Origin of the sequence: Pseudoalteromonas sp. AS71, from assembly GCF_038900275.1 — a bacterium.
In the GTDB taxonomy this organism is placed as follows: Bacteria; Pseudomonadota; Gammaproteobacteria; order Enterobacterales; family Alteromonadaceae; genus Pseudoalteromonas.
In genome coordinates this window covers 65,471-82,518 of record NZ_JBBMQZ010000013.1, presented here as the reverse complement: position 1 = coordinate 82,518, position 17,048 = coordinate 65,471, and the positions used below count along the sequence as shown (strand labels likewise).

The 17,048-nt window shown below is 39.1% G+C and carries 15 protein-coding genes; 8 read left to right on the top strand and 7 right to left on the bottom strand.

Annotated elements, in window-relative coordinates:
- Position 1: 1 nt before the first annotated feature.
- From yegD to WNY98_RS11410, 6 genes are all read right to left on the bottom strand, one after another.
- Entirely contained in the window at positions 2-1,366 is a 1,365-nt protein-coding gene (gene yegD, locus WNY98_RS11435; RefSeq protein WP_170072065.1) for a molecular chaperone, read from the bottom strand.
- A gap of 62 nt (positions 1,367-1,428) precedes the next feature.
- Positions 1,429-2,271, bottom strand: a complete 843-nt coding sequence (locus WNY98_RS11430; protein ID WP_076925437.1) for a DNA ligase — start codon at positions 2,269-2,271, stop codon at positions 1,429-1,431.
- A 33-nt stretch (positions 2,272-2,304) separates the two neighbouring features.
- Positions 2,305-2,961, bottom strand: a complete 657-nt coding sequence (locus WNY98_RS11425; protein WP_342877956.1) for an HAD family phosphatase — start codon at positions 2,959-2,961, stop codon at positions 2,305-2,307.
- 73 nt (positions 2,962-3,034) lie between these two features.
- The gene (locus WNY98_RS11420; RefSeq protein WP_007376885.1) at positions 3,035-3,334 is read right to left on the bottom strand and encodes a hypothetical protein; all 300 of its coding nucleotides are present in this window, start codon (positions 3,332-3,334) and stop codon (positions 3,035-3,037) included.
- A 105-nt stretch (positions 3,335-3,439) separates the two neighbouring features.
- Positions 3,440-5,704: a TonB-dependent receptor gene (locus WNY98_RS11415; protein WP_076925511.1), complete on the bottom strand. Its 2,265-nt coding sequence runs from the start codon at positions 5,702-5,704 to the stop codon at positions 3,440-3,442.
- A 433-nt stretch (positions 5,705-6,137) separates the two neighbouring features.
- Positions 6,138-6,998, bottom strand: coding sequence for a mechanosensitive ion channel domain-containing protein (locus WNY98_RS11410; RefSeq protein WP_076925435.1), 861 nt, complete (start codon positions 6,996-6,998; stop codon positions 6,138-6,140).
- Positions 6,999-7,198: 200 nt separating this feature from the next.
- On the opposite strand from WNY98_RS11410, the gene WNY98_RS11405 reads away from it, so the two are divergent.
- From WNY98_RS11405 to WNY98_RS11385, 5 genes are all read left to right on the top strand, one after another.
- Entirely contained in the window at positions 7,199-7,408 is a 210-nt protein-coding gene (locus tag WNY98_RS11405) for a hypothetical protein (protein ID WP_076925434.1), read from the top strand.
- 210 nt (positions 7,409-7,618) lie between these two features.
- The gene (locus WNY98_RS11400; protein ID WP_342877955.1) at positions 7,619-9,754 is read left to right on the top strand and encodes a M3 family metallopeptidase; all 2,136 of its coding nucleotides are present in this window, start codon (positions 7,619-7,621) and stop codon (positions 9,752-9,754) included.
- Positions 9,755-9,892: 138 nt separating this feature from the next.
- On the top strand, positions 9,893-10,744 hold the full coding sequence (locus WNY98_RS11395) for a carboxylate/amino acid/amine transporter (RefSeq protein ID WP_342877954.1): 852 nt from the start codon (positions 9,893-9,895) through the stop codon (positions 10,742-10,744).
- A 69-nt stretch (positions 10,745-10,813) separates the two neighbouring features.
- A complete protein-coding gene (locus WNY98_RS11390; RefSeq protein ID WP_342877953.1) occupies positions 10,814-12,145 on the top strand; it encodes a glycerophosphodiester phosphodiesterase family protein in 1,332 nt (443 codons plus the stop codon).
- Between the two features lie 510 nt (positions 12,146-12,655).
- Complete coding sequence (locus WNY98_RS11385; RefSeq protein WP_342877952.1) at positions 12,656-13,390, top strand: dienelactone hydrolase family protein; 735 nt, start codon at positions 12,656-12,658, stop codon at positions 13,388-13,390.
- Positions 13,391-13,433: 43 nt separating this feature from the next.
- Here WNY98_RS11385 and WNY98_RS11380 read toward each other — a convergent pair whose 3' ends face one another.
- Positions 13,434-14,357, bottom strand: a complete 924-nt coding sequence (locus WNY98_RS11380) for a LysR family transcriptional regulator (RefSeq protein ID WP_197183997.1) — start codon at positions 14,355-14,357, stop codon at positions 13,434-13,436.
- A 157-nt stretch (positions 14,358-14,514) separates the two neighbouring features.
- Here WNY98_RS11380 and WNY98_RS11375 point away from each other — a divergent pair, with 157 nt between their 5' ends.
- From WNY98_RS11375 to yghU, 3 genes are all read left to right on the top strand, one after another.
- The gene (locus WNY98_RS11375; RefSeq protein ID WP_342877951.1) at positions 14,515-15,198 is read left to right on the top strand and encodes a type 1 glutamine amidotransferase domain-containing protein; all 684 of its coding nucleotides are present in this window, start codon (positions 14,515-14,517) and stop codon (positions 15,196-15,198) included.
- Between the two features lie 116 nt (positions 15,199-15,314).
- Positions 15,315-15,896, top strand: a complete 582-nt coding sequence (locus WNY98_RS11370; protein ID WP_342877950.1) for a rhomboid family intramembrane serine protease — start codon at positions 15,315-15,317, stop codon at positions 15,894-15,896.
- 77 nt (positions 15,897-15,973) lie between these two features.
- Positions 15,974-16,819 carry a glutathione-dependent disulfide-bond oxidoreductase gene (gene yghU, locus WNY98_RS11365; protein WP_342877949.1) on the top strand — a complete coding sequence of 282 codons (846 nt, stop codon included), beginning with the start codon at positions 15,974-15,976 and terminating at the stop codon, positions 16,817-16,819.
- The last annotated feature ends 229 nt before the right edge of the window (positions 16,820-17,048 follow it).

Below are 17,048 nucleotides of genomic sequence, written 5' to 3'. Positions count from 1 at the left end.
GCTACTTATAAAGCATGCTGGCCCATTTAGTCAGGCCAGCGGTTACACTACCAAAGTGATCCCCGTTAACCATTTTTATATCGCCTAAGTGCTCACTTAAAGCCGCTTTAATCAATGGTGATTGTGCACTACCGCCTGTTAAGTAAATAATGTCTGGCGTGGTTGCAGCGTCGCTGATTGCTTGTTTTGCTAAAGTAACTATTTGGCTAATACTACTCTCAACGGCAACAGCTAAATCGCTTACCGATACATTTTTATTCAGCCCACTATCTAAAAAGCTTAAATCACAATCAAACGCACTAGCTGATGAAAGTGCTATTTTAGCCGCTTCACCTTGTTGCACTAACTGATGGCCTTGCTTGTTTTGCTGTAAATGTATTAAACGCTTATAAAGCTCTGGCGCACTTACATCACGTAATTGTGCATTCAGCTCTCGGGTATGGCTCTCACTATAGAATTGGCTTTGTAAGTTTACATCGTTAATTTTACACGCTTGCCAAAATGCTTGATTTGGCAAAGGCAAACCCGATTTAAACGTACTGCCTAAACCCAATAACGGCATTAAACCATGATAGCTCAATGCAATATCTAAATCATTTCCGCCAATACGTTTACCGCTGTGAGATAAAAAATCGCCATCGCGCTGGCTATTGCCTCTAAAGCTTGGGCCCATTTGTACAAACGAGCAGTCACTCGTACCACCACCAATATCAATAACAAGTACTTTTTGATCCTGAGTTAAATCACTCTCATAATCGATACCCGCAGCAAGTGGCTCATATAAAAACTCTACGTCTTTAAAACCAGCACGTTTAGCAGCGCGTTCTAAAATACCTACCGCTTGTTGATTTGATTGCTCACCACCTACAGCCTGAAAGTTTACTGGGCGACCAATCACTGTTTGCGTAAGTGTTTTACCTAGAGAGAGCTCAGCGCGTTGCTTAATTTTTAAGATCATCGCTGTTGCGATATCTTCAAAAAAGTTAATTTGACCTTGTTTAAGGCCCGTTGCGCCAAAAAATGATTTAGGGGACTTAACAAAGTAACCTTCTTCAGGAAACTGCACGTACTCGCTAATCGCTTCACGACCAATAAATAGGGTTTCATCTGAAGGTTGTAAATCAAGGTCTGACTTAATACGCGGCAAGGTATTTAATAATGCTTGGCGCTGAGTTAAAAAGTTATGTTCATGGTCTGTGCCGTGTAAATGCTTAGCAACAAAGTCAACAACCAAGGCACTGTGATGAGTGTAAAGTGTAGACGGTAGGTAATGTTTTCCTTGCTCTAGCGGTACTAATTGAACATTACCCTCGCTCATTACACCCATAGCACAATTAGAACTACCGTAATCAAAACCTACAAACATACTTCACCACACATTACCAAAAAGGCCGCGCAATTTAGCACACTTTGTAAAATTTATAAATGTTATAAACTGTCTCTGGCACGTAAAAAACTAGCGAAACGCGGTAAACCATTTTTTGTTAAACCATGAAATCGATATGTTACAGTGCTACCTATCTCGGGCGGGGCTGCGCGCTGTGCATCACTAAACCCAGTACCAATAGAAAACACCTGCCCTTGTGCTGTTTTTACTCTTAATGCCCCTAACATACCTTGGTACTTGCCTTTACCTGGTAAATGCGCAACTACAATCGCTTCAGCATCTAAATAAGGCTTTAATTTTAGTAATGAATTGCTCCGTCCATTACTGTGCTTAGCACTAGCCAAATGAAGCATTACGCCCTCACCGCCCTGTTTAGTTATGTTTTCAAAATACTCTGTAAGCTGCTCATTATTGGTAAAGCTATATTGGACTACAACACTAATATGCGGCGAGTTTAGGCTAGTAATGAGCTCATTATAGTTTTTATAGCGAGTGCTAAAAGGCAAGTTTTTATCTGGCATATCAAATACTTTATAAGTAATAGTTTGCCAATCATGATTATTAGGTTTTTTAGTTCTTACTATGCCACTAAGCACAGAAAAGTGCTTACGCTTGGTCCATAGCTCACCATCAAGCCATACATTTGGCAATGTGGCCGTAAACCAACTTGGCGAATTGATAATATTGCCCTTGCGAGTAACAAACTGCGTGCCAGTCCATATAGCTCTGACACCATCATATTTTTCACTGACTAAATATTTACTTACATCATAATGTTTAGTTTCGTCATATACTTTAGCCAGTAAAACAGAGGGTTGTGCTGCACTTATACATTGCGTAAAAAGTACAGCAACAATTAAAAGCAGATGTTTAAAAGTAAACATTGGCGCATCTAAGCAAGTAAAAGTTGGCTTAAACTATAGTTGAGATTGCGCCCATTGCCAAAAATCATCTAAGTTACTCATTTTATAGGTAGCTTGGCTTAAATCATGATCTTTAGTGTGGCTATTAGCAATAGCTACAACACGTAACAAGGCGTTGTTGGCCGCCGTAACGCCGGTAAATGTATCCTCAACAGCAATTGCATTGCCAGCTTGTATATTTATCTGCTTAAGCGCCAGTAAATATGGGTCTCCTGCAGGCTTAGGATTAGTTACATCATCTTTTGTTACCACCGTATCAAACAGCTCATAAAACCCTAAACCTTTAAGTATTGGCATGGCTTCACTTTTAGCGCTACCAGTTACTAGCGCCATTTTTAAGCCACTCGCTTTTACGGCTTTCAATGTTTGCTCTGTAAATGGCATGAGTGGCGGTAAATGTGTTATTACATATTCGCCAAATAGACGGTATTTTTCATCCGCTAAAAACTGTGCACTTACCGATAAGCTATGCTCTTGCTTAATCTCTATTGCAGCTTCTAAAGTCGGTCGCCCCGAAAAACGCTGACAAAAATCATTTTCTAAATAACTAACACCATAAGGCTTAAGTAGTTTACTCCAACATACAAAATGCATGCTTTCTGAATCAACTAATGTGCCATCCATATCAAATAATACTGCTTCTAATGTCATCCTCATTCCTTATTTAACCTAAGCTAAATTTTGATAATAAAAAAGGCGCCTAAGCGCCTTTATTAAATTGTAGTTATTGCGTTAGACCAGCTGGTGGCTCACCAGTGGCTTCTTCACCCGTATCAACATCAACAAGCTCATAGCCACGCGTTTTACGCATAACTTTAAGTACAGGTTTTTCAAATGCTGTTTTTAAGCGTTCTGAGTCATCTTTCAATTCATCTAAGGTCGTACCAAAAGGGGCTGCGCCAGTTTCTGACCAGTTAGTTACTTTACCATTTAGGTTATATTCTACTTCGTGTATTTGATATTGCGCTGCTTCGTCTTTCGTTGCTTCACAAAAAATTACACGGTAATTCCAAAATCCAGCCATTTTCTTATCTCTTTAAATTAATTAACGCTACTTTACCAGCTTTATAAAAACATAAAAGCCTGCACAAGGCAGGCTTTTAAAAATTAATATAATTTAAGGTTATCTTTAGAAGAAGTTAACTTTAAATTCAGCACCAACATAACGCTCTTCGTTAACAATACCTGTATTGTTATTGAAATCTACTGCGCCAATAACTTGTTGCTCGTCAAATAAGTTACGAACAAAAGCAGCTACTTCGTATTCGTAATCGCCTTCAGACCATGTGTAACCTGTACGCAAACCTGTTTCAATAAGCTCTTTACCTTCAAACTCTACCGATTCGTAAAGGAACATATTGATTTTACTGCGATAAGAAATATCACCGCTTGCGAAGAAGTTACCATCGGCAAGTTCTTTAGTGTAGCGAAGCGTAAAGTTAGAGATCCACTCAGGCGCATGCGGTAAGCTATTACCATCAAGTACAGCAAGCCCAGAAGCATTAATTGGGTCAGTTACAGTACATTGTGCACAAACAGCTACAGCTAAATCGTTATCTTTGATTTCTGTTTTGTTATAGCTTAGGTTAAACGTTGCATTGAACTCATCACTCAATACCCACTGTGTATCTAGCTCAAAACCATAACCAGTCGTTTTATCAGCATTAACTAAACGGTTAAAGTTAGCACCACCGCCAACAGCTGTAAGCTGTTGGTCGTCCATTGTGTAATAAAACACAGTTGCGTTAACACGACCTTGGCCGTCTAGCACGTCTGACTTTATACCCGTTTCGTACGATGTTACAGTTTCTGATTCAGCTGTTGTTACATCATCACCAAACAAAATACGACCTTGTAAACTAGGTGCGCGGAAGCTATTGGCTACACGGCCGTACCAGTTAACATCATCGTTTACTTTATAATTTGCAGATAAATCCCAGCTAACATGGTCGTCACTAACATCACGCTCTACCAGTAATGCACCGCCGCCAATTGGGCTAAGTGTACGGTCTGCTACAAAATCTTTATCATCATCAGAGTAACGAAGTCCCGCTGTTACTTTTAAGTCATCTGAAAAAGTATAATCTACAGAACCAAATACAGCCCAAGCTGTAGTATCTTGCTGTTGGCGAACATAGCCATTTAAAGCACCAGCATCGGGTGTTGAGAATGTATCGTAGCTGTAGTTTTCAATAGTTAGTTCTTCATCGAAGTAAAAAACACCTACTTGATAATTTAAATCGCCATCAAAGTTACTAGATAAACGTAGCTCTTGCGTCAACTGGTCGTGATCTGGAATACCATCAGCACTTTCTGAAGAGAAAGGGATAAAACCAGGCCCCATGAAATCAGGAATATAAGAAGCACCGTAACCGCCGTCGATGTCAGCGCGAGAATAAATTTCAGCACTTTCCCATGCAGAAATTGAAGTGATTGTGTGGTTTTTAAGTTCCCACTCAAGCTTTAAGCTCGCACCTTCAGATTCTACTTGTTGAGTAGAGCGAGATGCCGCATCTTGATAAACAACATCACTTTCATAGTTATCTACTAGCTCGTTAGTACCCGTTTTAATTACATTTGCACGAAAGGCAATTGGCGAGCCATCTAAGTCACGTGTGTGATAGTTTAATAAAGCAGTAAAATCATCGCCTTCATATAAAAATTGAACACGTGCCGCTTTTTCAGTGTAACCACCTTGCTCGTCTTTAGCTTCAAAGCCTGGAGCTTGGTTATCAATGTAATCGTCTTTATCTTGCCATAATAATGAAACACGAGCAGATAAACGGTCAGTTAAAGCACCACCTACAGCACCACTTGTGTCTACAGCGCCACGGCTACCGTATGAAACAGAGCCATAACCATCAAATTCTTGGCTTGGTTTAACAGTATCAAATTTAACAAGGCCAGCCGGCGTGTTACGTCCAAATAAAGTTCCCTGCGGTCCACGTAATACTTCTACGCGTTCAACATCAAATACTGGGAAGCCTTTTAAAATTGCATTTTCTTGAACGACTTCATCAACAACAAGTGATACTGGTTGTGATGCATTCAGATCAAAATCGGTATTACCTAAACCACGAACGTAAAAGCGTGGGAATGAACGACCAAATGAAGATTCAATTGATAAACTTGGAATTTTCGCATTTAAAAAACGAATATCCATACCAGCTGAGCTATACGCATCAAGGTTATCACCTTGTAGAGCAGATACTGCTACTGGTACTTCTTGAGCGTTTTCTACACGTTTACGAGCTGTTACCTGAATAACTTCTAGTTGGTTACTTTTTTTAGCTGCTTCTTCAGCGGCTAAAGAAGAAAATGAAGTACCTGCTACTGCAGAGAACAACGTTGCATTGATTAGGGTGGCTAACGTAGATCTTTTCATTGCTTTCATGTTGGGTTTAACCTTTTTTGTGCACTCTTGTTCAACGGTTTTTTGTGTTGCGCTACTTATACCTTGAAGGTAAGTTGCGGGCTCGTTCAATTTTTCGCGACTTGCGTCATGCGCGCGGACCTTATTATCGAGAGTACAAAAACGATGCTATAAGGCTGAACGAACGATTAAGATTATATCATTTTGTAATAATTTTACTGCATAAATATTGACATAATTAGAAACTTTTTTGCAACATTTAACTACAAGATTACGCATTTTTATCACTATTTAGATGCAAAAACCTAATAGTGCGGACATATGTCCTTTGTTGGTTTTAATAAACTGGAGTAGGAAGAATGGATTGTTTTACATGTTAACCTAAAATAGAAACATCTACTTATATACAAATAAAGCCATCCAAAAATGACTTTAAATAGCTACTGTATTTGGATTATGAGCGCTTAAACGCAATTTCACCGTCGATATGAATGTCGCGCTGAGGGAAGGCAATCACTACATCATGCTTTTCAAATACAGCGTAAATACTAAAACGAATATCACTGCGCACTTTTCTAAGCATGGTTTCAGACTCGGCGCACACCCAAAAAATAGCATTAAATACGAGCGAGCTATCAGCAAAGTCATCAAATAATACCGACGACTTTGGATTAACCAATATTGCTTCATGGTCGTCAAGCACTTGTTGAATAAGCTTTTTAACCAGTATCACATCTGAACCGTATGCAACACCTACACTGACCGATGAGCGTGCATTGCCATCTATTAGCGTCCAATTTGTTACTGTATTTTCGAGCAATTGAGAATTAGGAATAAGCATATGTACGCCGTCATTTCGACGGATACGCGTTGAGCGAGTGTTAATTGTTTCTACTACGCCTTTTGCATTCCCTACCTCTAAAAAGTCACCAATACGTATTGGGCGTTCCCACATCAATATCCAGCCACTAATAAAGTTATTTATTATGTTTTGCGCACCAAAGCCTACACCAATGGCTATTGCACCCGACACAAAAGCAAACGCAGTCAGCGGTATGCTTAATACTTCTAAAGATGTAAAAATTAAAATTGCGATACTTAAAATAAAGTAGATACGTGTAAATAAATGCACGGCATCTTGGCTTAGTTTTTTTGCCAATAATGTTTTTGTTATTAGCTTGCCAATACGCGTCACAATAAACCAAATAGCGAAAAGTATTAAAGGCACTTTAATAATTTTTGCTACGGTAATGTGTACATCGCTGTAACTAAATACAACAAAGGCAAGAATTTGGTTTATGTGTTCTAACGTCATTTATTTTCCAAAACAAGCAAAGGAGCGCTTTAAATTAAAATCGCTATAAAGTGAAAGCGGTTCAGTGTTGGGTAAGTTTAGCAGTCATAATATAACTAAAACGCCAAGTTAATAAGTTCAATATGCTTTTTATGAACAATTTATTAACTCTTTATTGCACCGAGTGCTATATAAATATTGTACAAGCACTGGAGATCACTATGTCACAACTAACTTTAAATCAAAGGTTGGCAACATTGCAGCCACAGGTAGACTTACATTTATTTGAAAGTAGTCTAGATTATCGAAATAAAATTTTGTGTCTTCTTGCGGAGCAAGAGCAAGCCTTGGCAACTATTAACAAAGAATTTGGCCAACAACAACCTAGCAGTTTTGGCTCTGAGAGAAAATTTGTACTTGGATATAACTAAGTAAACAATGGCTCGACCGCTTAATTAAGTAGCTCAAGTGTTTACTTTTAGAGCTACTTTTACCTGCCTTAAAGCTAAATATTAGCTAATTTGCGTTCAAATCCCCCTTAATACCGATAAACTTTATTGTATAAACTCCAAAATTTGATAAGTTAACTAGGTTTTTCGACTCGCAAAGCCTATTCCGGCTAATCTTTTTATGGAGTTATTATGCGTAAAACCCTGATCGCCACTACTATTGCTAGTGCCTTAATATTATCGGCCTGTTCATCTAACGATACACAAAACATGGCAAAAGAAGGTGCAGCACAAGTGCAAGACATGAACGCAAACAATGTTTTATTTAAGCCAAGCCCATTACAATACATGGCACCAGAGTTTGATAAATTTGGTACAAAAGACTACGAAGCAGGCTTTGACGCTGGTATTGCGCAACATACAGCGCAAGTCCAAGCGATTGCTAACAACCCTGCTCCTGCAACATTTAAAAATACCTTAGTTGAAATGGAATTGTCAGGCGAGCTATTAAATCGCGTATCGGCTGCGTTTTTCAATTTATCAGGCTTAATCTCAGATGACGAATACCAACGCATTAGCAAAAAAATGGCGCCGATACTATCTGCTCACTCAGATGATATTTACCTAAATGGCGAGTTATTTAAGCGCGTACAAACAATTTACGACAATCAAGATAAATTAAATGCTGAAGATCAACGCCTAGTTGATTTTTACTACAAGCAGTTTGTAAAAGCGGGTGCTAAGTTAAACGACGCTGAAAAAGTTAAAATGCGTGAAATTAACTCAGAACTAGCTCAGCTATCTACTGAATTTTCACAAAACATTTTAAAATCGTTTAAAGAAGACGTTATTGTAGTTACAGATAAAAGTGAATTAGCAGGTCTTTCTGAAGGTGAAATTGCCGGTCTTGCAGCTTCAGCTAAAAAAGCAGGCAAAGACGGCTACATGATCACGCTTGTTAACACAACACAGCAGCCTATCTCAAGCAGCCTTGAAAACCGCGATCTACGTGAGCGTATTTTTAAAGCCTCTGCAAACCGCGCAGCAAAAACCAACGGTCCTATTATTATTAAAGAAACCAACCTACGTGCCCAAAAAGCAGAGCTTTTAGGCTATAAAGATTGGGCTTCTTATGTAATGACGTCGCGTATGGCACAAACAACTGAAAACGTTTACGGCATCCTTGATGACCTAGCGCCAAAAGCAGTTGAAAAAGCAAAAATTGAAGCGGCTGCTATTCAAAAAGTGATTAACGATTCAGGCGAAAGCTTTGAGCTTAAACCATGGGATTGGACTTTTTATGCTGAAAAAGTACGTGCAGAAAAGTACAACTTAGACCCTGCACTTGTTAAGCCATACTTTGAAATGCAGTCGGTTATTCACGATGGTTTATTCTTTGCGATGAACAAACTTTACGGTATTACGTTTAAAGAACGTAAAGACCTTCCTGTTTATCATGAAGATGTAACCGTATACGAAGTATTTAACGCTGATGGCAGCGCTATTGGTTTATTTTACTTAGACCCTTACGCACGTGAAGGTAAACGTGGCGGTGCATGGATGAGCGCATACGTTAGCGAAAGTGGCTTAAAAGGCACTAAACCTGTTATTTACAATGCGCAAAACATTCCAAAGCCTGCAGAAGGCGAACCTACGCTAATGACGTTTGACGAAGTGTCTACTATGTTCCATGAATTTGGTCATGCTGCACACGGTTTATTCTCAGACGTAAAATACCCAAGCCTAGCGGGTACTGCAACGGCGCGTGACTTTGTTGAGTTTCCGTCACAAGCAAATGAAGATTGGATGATTGAACCAACCGTTCTTGCTAACTATGCGAAACATTACAAAACAGGTGAGCCAATTCCACAAGCTTTACTTGATAAAGTACTTGAATCGCAAAAATTCAACCAAGGTTACGGCACTACTGAATATTTAGCCGCTGCCCTACTTGATATGGAATGGCATTCATTTGGTTCTGATAAGAAAATTACTGACGTTCAAAAGTTTGAGCAAGACGCATTAGAAAAGCATGGTATTGCTTACTACCCTGTACCACCGCGTTATAAATCAAACTTCTTTAGCCACACATTTGCAGGTGGTTATTCAGCAGGTTACTACGCGTACCTGTGGACTGAAGTATTTGCAGCAGATGCCTTTGCACATATGGAAAACAATGGTGGCTTAACCCGTAAAAATGGTGACAAGTTCCGTAAAGAAATCCTATCTAAAGGTAACAGCCGTGACTTAATGCAAAGCTACATTGAGTTTAGAGGTCAAAAACCAACAACCGACGCACTACTTAAGCGCCGTGGTTTGGTTGAATAATTAATAGCTTACTTGAGTAATTAATAACGTAGTTTATTAATTTTAGACTTTATAAAAGCCCGCTTGCGGGCTTTTATTGTTTATACATTAATTTATAACAGATAAACTGCTGCCATTAATTATTTAAAGACGACGGCTATGCGGTACTTATTTGCAGTAACTTTACTTTGGGCATTTTCATTTAGTTTAATTGGCGTGTATTTAGCCGGCCAAGTTGATGCTTGGTTTAGTGTGTTAATTCGCATAGCACTAGCAACTCTCGTATTTTTACCATTTTTAAAGCTTAAACATACGCCTAAACCTTTAGCCTTAAAGCTTATGCTGATTGGCGCTATACAACTTGGTGTTATGTATAGCTTTTACTACCACTCATTTTTATTTTTAACCGTCCCAGAAGTACTACTATTTACAGTAATGACCCCTTTGTACATTACCTTGCTAAATGATGCATTGAACAGACGCTTTAACCCACGCTTTTTTATAGTCGCGCTTATTGCTGTAATCGGTGCAATTACCATTCGTTACGAAAACCTAAATAGCAATTTTATAATCGGCTTATTACTCGTTCAAGGCGCGAATATAAGTTTTGCTGTAGGCCAAGTTACCTACAAACGATTAATGAATAGCAATCAGCTTGACGATAAAACCGTATTTGGATGGTTTTTTATAGGCGCACTTATTATTGCCACCATTTGTTATGCGTTATTTGGTAACTCAAACAAATTACCAACCACTTCCACTCAGTGGAGCATACTGATTTATTTAGGAGTCGTTGCATCAGGCCTTGGTTACTTTATGTGGAATAAAGGCGCAACACTCGTCAACGTTGGAGCTCTGGCAATCATGAATAACTTACTAATCCCAGCTGGGATTATTGTTAACGTGCTTATTTGGAATAAAGATGCAGATATAGTTAGGTTAAGTATTGGGGCAGCTATAATGTTAGGTGCATTATTGGTGAATCAAATTATTAATAAAAAAGTAAATTAATAAGCTTGTAGCTAAATTGTCATTAACAATCATTAAGGTAGTAAAAATTTTACTTTTTAAGGATAAACAATGAAGCGTATTACCTTACTTACAAGCTGTATATTGTTAGCCACACTTGCAGGCTGCGATGACGATGTAGAAATAGTAGAAAAAGAAGTCGCTGTTACCAACACCGAAGTTGAGATTATTGAAGTACCTACGCCTGTTATTGTAGAAGTGCCAAACGGTAGCGCTCCAGATATTCAACTAGGCACTCGCCCTTATTATCTAGTTAATGACATGAGCGACAGCGCTTTAAAAACACAACTAGAGTCGTGCAGTGAAGGTCCTTTTTACCGTACCGATTTTTCGATTGGTCATCGCGGTGCATCAATACAATACCCTGAGCACACTAAAGAAGCCTACATAGCTGCAGCCAGAATGGGCGCAGGCATTGTTGAATGCGATGTTACATTTACAAACGACAAAGAGCTTGTTTGTCGCCACTCTCAATGTGACTTACACACCACCACTAATATTTTAGCCATTCCTGAACTTGCAGCTAAATGCAGTGTGCCATTTACACCAGCCGACCCTACTAATGGCATTGCTGCGTCAGCTAAATGCTGTACCAGTGATATAAGCTTAGCGGAATTTTTAACCCTTGAAGGTAAAATGGATGGTGCAAACACTAATGCAACTACCGTTGCCGATTACATGGATGGTACTCCAAATTGGCGCACTGATTTATATGCTACCCAAGGTACATTAATGACCCATAAGCAAAGCATTGCACTGTTTAATGAGCTGGGTGTAAAAATGACCCCAGAACTTAAATCGCCACAAGTAAGCATGCCGTTTGATGGAATGACGCAAGAGCAATATGCGCAAAAAATGTTAGATGAGTACACGCAAATGGGTGTACCTGCCTCAAGAGTTTATCCGCAATCGTTTAGCCTTGATGACGTAAAATACTGGATTAACACTAACCCTGACTTTGCAGATAAAAGCGTATACCTAGATGGTCGCGACAGTGAAGCCGGATTTGATACAAGTAACCCACAAACATGGCAACCGGGTATGGATGAGTTAGTGGCCGATGGCGTTAAAATTTTAGCCCCTCCAATTTGGATGATGCTAACAATAGATAACGAAAGCAATATTGTGCCATCACAATACGCAATTGACGCTAAAGCAGCAGGTTTAGAGCTTATTGCATGGAGCCTTGAGCGCTCAGGTCCGCTTAATGAAGGTGGTGGTTATTACTATCAATCAATTGCTGATGTTATAGATAACGATGGCGATATGATGACAGTCGTTGATGTGCTCGCACAAGACGTGGGGGTAATGGGTATTTTTTCAGATTGGCCGGCTACGGTAAGTTACTACGCCAGTTGTAATAAAATGCCTGCAAGTATTTAATACCAATCTGCTTATATATGGGGTCTATTTAACGTTAAGAAAATTACGCTAGGGCCTGTTTATCTTTCGAGGTGAAATTTGCATCAGACTGTTTGGTATTTAGGCAAGGCAGAGCCTATGTAGTGTGGTTATTCCCCATAAATAGGCGATAACGTAGCATAAATGCCAAACAGGCGCTGCCCAAAGGGTTCTGCCTAGGGGCTATTTACTCTTTGTTACTCGGTTTTTACTTAGCCCACTAGGTTACAAACCTCGCGCCGCGATTAAATGCCCCCTAGATTGAACAAATTTTAATCCTGAAAGGTCAATAGGCCCTAGAACTAGGCAAAAATTTTTTTATCTAGTTGTTCTAAATAAAAAATTTTTAACGACGTTGTAGTGAAATTTAATTCGTTAAATTGATCAAAGATTTATGCAGGTTGGTATAAATACTCAACGACAAAAGTCGTATATTTTATCGCGCTCAGTTACCATATCAGCATATATAATTTTATTTAACTGAGCGCTTTTATGATAATTCAACAACATAATGCAGACTTGCCAACACCTACAGGTTTAATGCGAACAACAGTATATCGCCCTCAGGCGCAAGGACAGTTCCCTGCTATTATTTTTTATTCTGAAATATTTCAGCAAACTGCACCTATTGCACGCAGCGCAGCTATTTTAGCAAGCCATGGCTTTGTAGTGTTAGTGCCTGAAGTGTTTCATGAGTTAAATCCTATAGGCACTGTGCTTGCTTATGATGATACAGGTAAAGACAAAGGCAATGCCGATAAGTGGGCAAAGTCACTTGAGCACCACGACAGCGACACACAAACTATGATCGACTTCATTAGATTGCAAAGCTATTGCACAGGCACTGTCGGCGCAATGGGCGTATGTATTGGAGGGCATTTAGCTTACAGAGCGGCACTAAACCCTGAAATTAAAGCGGCTTTTTGCTTATACGCTACTGATATTCACAGCAACACATTACCTGCAAAACCAGGTAATAACTCATTTGAACGCATGGCTGATATACAAGGCGAAATTCACTTTATATGGGGTAAACAAGACCCGCATGTGCCAAAGGAAGGCCGTACTAAAATATACCAACAATGCGTAAGCACGGGCATTAATTACCAATGGCAAGAAGTTAACGCGCAGCATGCCTTTATGCGTGATGAAGGTGAGCGATACGATGCAGCCCTTGCAATTAATATGTATCAACAAGCGGTTGCATTATTTAGCCGTACTTTATAAGTGTTTTATAAATGCTTTATAAATATTTAAAAAGCGAAAATAATTAAACACTTTTCAGCATACCTAAAGCGGTATGCTGTTTTACAAAGTACGCTTTTAAGTAATCAATAAATAATCGTAGTTTTTTAGAACCCGCAGCTCCTGGTGGAAATACCCCATAAAGCTCTATATCTTTACTTTTATAATCATCTAATATTATTTCAAGCAGCCCAGCTTGTACTTTAGGCCACGCATCGTAAAGCGGAATACGCCCAATGCCATGTCCTGCTTCTACAAATGCCGTACGCGCAGCTGCGTTATTAGTACTTAACCCGCCTTGCATTGTAATGTCGTGCTTTTTACCATCTTTTGAAAGTGTTAATGTTTTACTGCCCAATTGATAAACCACCCATTGATGATCTGCTAATTCTAAAGGCGTTTTAGGTTTACCAAAATGTGTAAAGTAATCCGGCGCGCCACAAATACAAGTGCTCATTGTAGTAAGCTTGGTTGCTTGCAAGTTGGAGTCACTCAGTGCCACCCCTCTAATTGCAAAATCGAACCCATTTTTAATAATATCAACCACATCGTCAGTAAGCTGTAAGTCTATTTGAATTTTAGGGTATTGGCGCTTAAACGTATTTATTGCGGGCACAATTAGCTGCATTCCCACATTTACAGGGCAGCTAATTTTAAGTAAACCTTGTGGCTCACTCTTTATATTTTCTATTTGCTGATTAGCTGCATTAGCTTGTTCGGTAATTATTCTACAACGTTCATAATAAGCAATGCCCGCCTCAGTCAGCGCCATGGTACGAGTTGAGCGATTTAGTAAAGTGACTTCAAGCTGGGTTTCTAACTTTTTTAAATGATAACTTGCTACTGCTCGCGTAAGCCCTAACTGTTTAGCGGCAGCAGTTAAGCTGCCCTGCTCTACAATTTGCGCAAATACGACCATGCTCTTTAACTGCTCAAACGACACCTTCATATGTGCTCCGTAGCGTGTTTTAAATTCAACCCCTCTATTGTATCAATTATTAAATCAATAAAGTTAAATTTATCATCGTTGTTTAAAACTCTGTTAGTGCATATAGTAGTTGGTAAGCAAGATAAACTAATTCAAATCATTAGAAGGAATATATTCAATGTCTAAAAAAATACTTATGGTTCTTACATCTCACGCAGAACTTGGTAACACTGGCGAAAAAACAGGTTTTTGGGTAGAAGAATTTGCAGCCCCTTATTATGCATTTGTTGATGCAGGCGTTGAAGTAACATTAGCGTCTCCAGCTGGTGGTCAACCACCAATTGATCCGACAAGTACACTTGTCGATTTTCAAACAGATGCAACTAAACGTTACGACGCCGATAGCGCAGCACAAACACTTATGGCAAACACTGAAGTGTTGAGTGAAGTAAAATCTAGCGATTTTGACGCTGTATTTTACCCAGGCGGTCACGGTCCATTATGGGACTTAGTTGATAACACAGATTCAATTTCGCTTATCGAAAGCTTTGTAAAAGAGCAAAAGCCTGTTGCTGCGGTATGTCATGCAAGTGCTGCATTTTTAAATGTTAAAGATGCTGATGGCAATGCATTAGTAGCGGGTAAAAAAGTAACTGGTTTTACTAATTCTGAAGAAGCTGCAGTGCAACTTACCGATATCGTGCCATTTTTAGTTGAAGATGAGCTAATCAAAAAAGGCGGCGATTATCAAAAAACTGACGACTGGGGTGTATTAGCGCTAGTAGATGGTTTAGTAATTACCGGCCAAAACCCTGCAAGTTCTGAACTAGCAGCCAAAAAACTATTAACTAAATTAGGTTAATAGTGAGTAATAATTAAAATTAAGCACAGCATTTTATGCTGTGCTTTTTTAATTGCTTTTCATTAGCAAATACAATTCCTATACTGGCAACTCTTAAAGTCAATTAGGACGATTATATGGCAGCTAAGCCAACCACACAGTTATTACTAACCAGCACACGCTTTGCAATTTTTAGCGTTGTTACTATTTGTTTTGTTTTGCAGATAATCAATAGTCTTCCCGGCATTAATCTCAATGGCTTGGGTATTTATCCGCGTAGCATTCAAGGCTTAATTGGTATTTTATGTGCACCATTTTTACATGGTAGCTGGTGGCACTTCGCCAGTAATATGATCCCATTTGTAGTGTTAAGTTGGCTAATTTGCCAGTACAGCGTAAAACGTTTTTATAACGTATTTATTTTTACCGCTCTAGTTGGTGGGCTGTTAGTTTGGGCATTTGGGCGCGGTAACATACATGTTGGTTTAAGCGGTGTTATATATGGTTTGTGGGGTTTTATCCTATGCTACGGCTTAGTAAGACGCTCATTAAAATCAATTATAATTGCTGTTGTAGTGGCTGTACTTTATAGCGGTTTTATATGGGGTGTTTTACCTCAGCGCTATCATGTATCGTTTGAAAGCCATTTATTTGGAGCGCTAAGCGGATTGTTTTTAGGTTATAGATTAGCAAAAGCCGATAAATTAAAAGGTCGGTAAATTAAATATTAGGGCCTTTAATTAATTTTTTATGGCCACATTTACCATATATGTATTTCATCTAACAGAGGTTATTTATGAGTGATAAAAACGAATACACGCCCCCAAAAGTATGGACGTGGGAAAGTGAAAGTGGCGGTAAGTTTGCCAGCATTAACCGCCCAATTGCAGGCGCGACTCATGACAAAACCCTACCTATTGGTGAGCACGCATTTCAGCTTTATTCTCTTGCGACACCTAATGGCCAAAAAGCGACAATCATGTTTGAAGAGCTTTTACAGCTTGGTTGCACCGATGCAGACTACGACGCATATTTAATAAACATAGGTGATGGCGATCAGTTTGGATCTGACTTTGTTGATATTAATCCAAACTCAAAAATCCCAGCGCTAATGGATCATTCAACCACGCCACCTACTCGCATCTTTGAATCAGGTTCTATTTTACAGTATTTGGCTGAAAAATTTGATGTACTCATCCCTAAAGATTTAAAAGCTAAAACAGAGTGTCGTAACTGGCTATTTTGGCAAATGGGCTCAGCACCTTACTTAGGTGGTGGGTTTGGCCATTTTTATAGCTACGCACCAAGTAAAATGCAATACCCTATTGACCGCTTTACAATGGAAACTAAACGCCAACTTGACGTGTTAAATCGCCATTTAAGCGAAAATGAATACATGGCAGGTGATGAATACTCAATTGCCGATATTGCAATTTGGCCATGGTATGGCTCGCTTGTTTTAGGCGACTTATATGATGCCGCAGAGTTTCTAGATGTTGCCTCATTCATTCATGTTGTTCGTTGGGCAAAACAAGTTGCTGATCGCCCTGCTGTAAAGCGCGGCCGCCGCGTAAATCGCACATGGGGCCCTGAAGAAGAGCAAATGGCAGAGCGCCATAACGATAGCGATTTCGAAGGTTAAATCTATAGAACAGCAAGTAAAGTTCTTAAGACTTTAACCTGCTTGATAATTTTAAGGCTCAAAATAAATATTTATTTTGAGCCTTTTTACTTTTTAAACTTTTTTTATCCCTTCCGTAAACTATATTTACTTTTACATTAAAGTTTTATTTAGCTGCGTAAAAGCTTATTAAGCTCTTTGTATTACCAGTATTGCATTGGTGGAATTTGCTAAATGGTTTACTTAATTC

Coding starts and splice junctions, on each gene's coding strand:
- yegD (WP_170072065.1), bottom strand. CDS start 1,366: ATGTTTGTAGGTTTTGATTACGGTAGTTCTAATTGTGCTATGGGTGTA.
- WNY98_RS11430 (WP_076925437.1), bottom strand. CDS start 2,271: ATGTTTACTTTTAAACATCTGCTTTTAATTGTTGCTGTACTTTTTACG.
- WNY98_RS11425 (WP_342877956.1), bottom strand. CDS start 2,961: ATGACATTAGAAGCAGTATTATTTGATATGGATGGCACATTAGTTGAT.
- WNY98_RS11420 (WP_007376885.1), bottom strand. CDS start 3,334: ATGGCTGGATTTTGGAATTACCGTGTAATTTTTTGTGAAGCAACGAAA.
- WNY98_RS11415 (WP_076925511.1), bottom strand. CDS start 5,704: ATGAAAGCAATGAAAAGATCTACGTTAGCCACCCTAATCAATGCAACG.
- WNY98_RS11410 (WP_076925435.1), bottom strand. CDS start 6,998: ATGACGTTAGAACACATAAACCAAATTCTTGCCTTTGTTGTATTTAGT.
- WNY98_RS11405 (WP_076925434.1), top strand. CDS start 7,199: ATGTCACAACTAACTTTAAATCAAAGGTTGGCAACATTGCAGCCACAG.
- WNY98_RS11400 (WP_342877955.1), top strand. CDS start 7,619: ATGCGTAAAACCCTGATCGCCACTACTATTGCTAGTGCCTTAATATTA.
- WNY98_RS11395 (WP_342877954.1), top strand. CDS start 9,893: ATGCGGTACTTATTTGCAGTAACTTTACTTTGGGCATTTTCATTTAGT.
- WNY98_RS11390 (WP_342877953.1), top strand. CDS start 10,814: ATGAAGCGTATTACCTTACTTACAAGCTGTATATTGTTAGCCACACTT.
- WNY98_RS11385 (WP_342877952.1), top strand. CDS start 12,656: ATGATAATTCAACAACATAATGCAGACTTGCCAACACCTACAGGTTTA.
- WNY98_RS11380 (WP_197183997.1), bottom strand. CDS start 14,357: ATGAAGGTGTCGTTTGAGCAGTTAAAGAGCATGGTCGTATTTGCGCAA.
- WNY98_RS11375 (WP_342877951.1), top strand. CDS start 14,515: ATGTCTAAAAAAATACTTATGGTTCTTACATCTCACGCAGAACTTGGT.
- WNY98_RS11370 (WP_342877950.1), top strand. CDS start 15,315: ATGGCAGCTAAGCCAACCACACAGTTATTACTAACCAGCACACGCTTT.
- yghU (WP_342877949.1), top strand. CDS start 15,974: ATGAGTGATAAAAACGAATACACGCCCCCAAAAGTATGGACGTGGGAA.